The sequence below is a fragment of the Bacillus sp. JJ1521 genome (assembly GCF_036965165.1).
Taxonomy (GTDB): domain Bacteria; phylum Bacillota; class Bacilli; order Bacillales; family Bacillaceae_L; genus Ferdinandcohnia.
This window is the reverse complement of record NZ_JBALOX010000255.1, coordinates 1-3,220: the sequence shown is the minus strand read 5'-3', so window position 1 is coordinate 3,220 and position 3,220 is coordinate 1. Positions and strand designations below refer to the sequence as shown.

The 3,220-nt window shown below is 39.7% G+C and carries 4 protein-coding genes; all 4 read right to left on the bottom strand.

Annotated features, from left to right (window positions below):
- Positions 1 to 569 (bottom strand): CoA transferase subunit A (locus V7147_RS24075; RefSeq protein ID WP_335370328.1); only part of this gene is annotated, 569 nt, incomplete at its 3' end.
- 20 nt (positions 570 to 589) lie between these two features.
- A complete protein-coding gene (locus V7147_RS24070; protein ID WP_335370327.1) occupies positions 590 to 1,945 on the bottom strand; it encodes an aspartate aminotransferase family protein in 1,356 nt (451 codons plus the stop codon).
- 103 nt (positions 1,946 to 2,048) lie between these two features.
- On the bottom strand, positions 2,049 to 2,969 hold the full coding sequence (locus tag V7147_RS24065; RefSeq protein WP_335370326.1) for an NAD(P)/FAD-dependent oxidoreductase: 921 nt from the start codon (positions 2,967 to 2,969) through the stop codon (positions 2,049 to 2,051).
- Positions 2,970 to 3,167: 198 nt separating this feature from the next.
- The coding region (locus tag V7147_RS25325; protein WP_438824648.1) for a YjcZ family sporulation protein at positions 3,168 to 3,220 on the bottom strand (53 nt) is incomplete at its 5' end.

The window sequence follows — 3,220 nt, the reverse complement described above, 5'->3', positions numbered from 1 at the left end:
ATTGTGAATTTACCTGCCATTGCCACAAGCGGATTCATATTACGAGCACTTTTGTCATACACGAGATTTCCAAATGGATCTCCCTTTTTTGCAAAAATGATGGAAACATCCGCAGTTAGTGGCTTTTCTAAAAGATAATTCGTGCCATCAACGGGAATAATTTTTTTACCATTTGATACGATTTCATTATCTATCCCAACATCGACTAAAATGCCGCCAAGACCGACTCCACCTGCACGAATTCGTTCCGCAAGTGTACCTTGTGGCGAAAATTCGATTTCCATTTTTCCTTCCGTCATTAATTGTCCCGCAACAGGGTTTGAACCAATATGGGATACAATACATTTTTTTGCATGACCACGACTTACAAGCTTTCCAATACCGATGTTTGGAAAACCTGTGTCATTTCCAATCAACGTCAATTCTCTGACATTTTTATCTAGCAAACCATCAATTAGTGAAGGAGGACTTCCAATCCCGCCAAAGCCCCCAAACATTACTGTTGTTCCATCATTTATATGTTCAAGTGCCGCTTCTAAAGTTGAAATTTTATTGTAGCGATTCTCAATCAATCGATCACACCTCCATGTTATGCTGAAATAATACCTTTATTCCTTAGTTCTGCTTCTAGGTCCTTTAATGTTTGATCAAGGAGTTCAATTAGTTCATCGATTTGTTCTCTTGTGATAGTTAGTGGTGGGGCTACGAGGATGGCGTCGCCACCAATGCCTTCAATTCCAGCAGAAGCCGGATAGAGTAAAAGACCATTTTTCTGTCCCTGACTAACAACAAGTGACGTTAAATCAAATTCCCTTTTAAAAGGAAATTTTGTAATCATGTCAGACACAAACTCGATACCACACATAAGTCCTTTTCCGCGAACATCCCCAATAATTGGATGCACCTTTTGTAATTCTAGTAGTTTCGTAATGAGGTATTTTCCTTGTTTCTCAGATTTTTCAACGAGATTATGAGTTTCGATGTAATTGACAACTGCTAAAGCGACTGCTGTAGATTGAGGGTTTGCACTATAGGTGTGTCCACTCATGATGAGCTTTGACCCCTTTTGAATAGGTTCCATCACCTTTTCATTAACGAGAGTTGCTGCAACGGGTGTGTAGCCAGCACTCATCCCTTTTCCAAGGGCAATAATGTCTGCCTGTGTCTTCCAATGTTCGAGGGCAAACATTTTTCCAGTGCGCCCCATTCCTGTCATCACCTCATCGGCGATAAATAATATCTGATGCTTTTCACAGATATTTTTAATGACTTGATAATAGCCTTCAGGTGGGACAATTGCTCCACCTGCTGCCCCAATAATCGGTTCAGCAATGAAAGCGGCAATATGGTCAGCACCAATTCGGTTGATCGCTTGTTCCAGCTCTGTTGCACACATATGCTTGCAAGTCGGATAGGTAGTGTTAAACGGACAGCGGAAGCAGTATGGTGGCTGTATCGTTGGAAAATCCTCTAATAGTGAAACAAAGCGGGCTCTTCTTCCGGTGTGACCGGACATCGAAAGCGCGCCAATTGTGATTCCGTGATAGCTCATCCAGCGCGATAATATTTTGTTTTTTCCTTTGATGCCTTTTTCCTGCCAATATTGAATGGCTATTTTCATTGCGGTTTCCGTTGCCTCAGATCCGCTGTTCACAAAAAAAGACCAGTATTCACCGCCTTTTGCCAAGTCACTCAGTTTTTTTGCTAATTTTTCAGCGGGGTCACTTGTGAATTGTGACCTGTAAACAAATGAGATTTTCTGAGCCTGTTTTTCGATTTCTTCAATGATTTCCTTCACGCCATGACCGATACTTGCTGTGATGGCCCCGGATGAACCGTCGATGTATTTTTTTCCGTTTGTATCATATAAATAAATTCCATCCCCATGGCTGATCATCGGATAATCCTTATCCAATAAAGGTTTAATCAAGCGGGTATCGTCCATACGAACCCTCCTCGCCAAAATGTATTACTGATTACGATGTAAGCGCTTATATGAGTAAAATGCCTATTAATACATCATATGTATGACAGGAATGATAATTGCGTTATTCGCAGGTTTTTTCATTCAAAAGACTTTTATGAATCCAGATGGCTGCCTGCATGCCATCCCCCATAGCGATAGTGGTTTGCTCGGAATGGACGGCAATGTCTCCGGCTGCCCACACATGCTGAATATTCGTCATTTTGGTTCTAGGGTCTACGATGATATGTTTATTTTCCAAACGTTCAATGGCAAGCTGTTTAGCGAGTTCTGAACGAACCACATTTCCGGCAAAACCCAAAAATCCCCGGTGACCTTGAATGATATTGCCACTTTTCAATTTTACACCTGTAAAATCCGAGGTGCTTTCATCCAGCAAAATCTCATCTACTTCATCCTGATGATATGTAATCCCCTTTTGCTCTAACATGGTCATCGCTTCGTTATCAAGCTTACTCCAATCATGATTGATGAAAGTGATGTCTCTTGTAAAATAAGCTAGAGTAATTGCCATGCTTGCTCCAGGATTTCCTGACCCGATCACAATCACATGCTTGTCAATAACTTCATAACCGTCACAGTCAGGACAAACATATACGCTTATACCTAGGCATTTATAAATATTTTTAATGGAAGGAATATTCTCCTTTATGCCGGTTGCCAATAGCAATCGTTTTGCAGCAAATGTATCGCCACCTCGACATTTGATTTGAAAAGTATCATCATTTTTTTCAATTTTAATTACTTCATTTTGAATAAAAGTAGCACCGTAACGCTCGGCATGTATTTTTCCTAGATTTCTCAATGTTTCTCCACTGACTCCATCTGGCCAGCCTAAGATATTATGGTAGTTTCTACAGATTGTGGAACGCCCGTCATTTGAATCAATGACTGCTATGTTATGTTTGTATCTTCCAAGTTGAATCGCCGCCTGCAAACCAGCTATTCCGCCACCGATTATGATAACATCATATTCATTGACCATACTCTCACCTCGATAAAGTCATATACCTTTTATCATTTGTTTTTTAAGTAAATATCTATTCAAAAAGTTATTAAGTTAACATAATAATTTTATAATAAACCTAATTCCCTTTATATAATCTTTTTTATTGCAAGCAGAAAATAGGCTCCTTCACTATTTGTGAAAGGAACCTCCTAATTTATGTGTCTGTATATATAATTAACGAATGTAAGCAGCGCCAACAATTATCAATAAGATAAATAGCACAACGA

Coding starts and splice junctions, on each gene's coding strand:
- V7147_RS24065 (WP_335370326.1), bottom strand. CDS start 2,969: ATGGTCAATGAATATGATGTTATCATAATCGGTGGCGGAATAGCTGGT.
- V7147_RS24070 (WP_335370327.1), bottom strand. CDS start 1,945: ATGGACGATACCCGCTTGATTAAACCTTTATTGGATAAGGATTATCCG.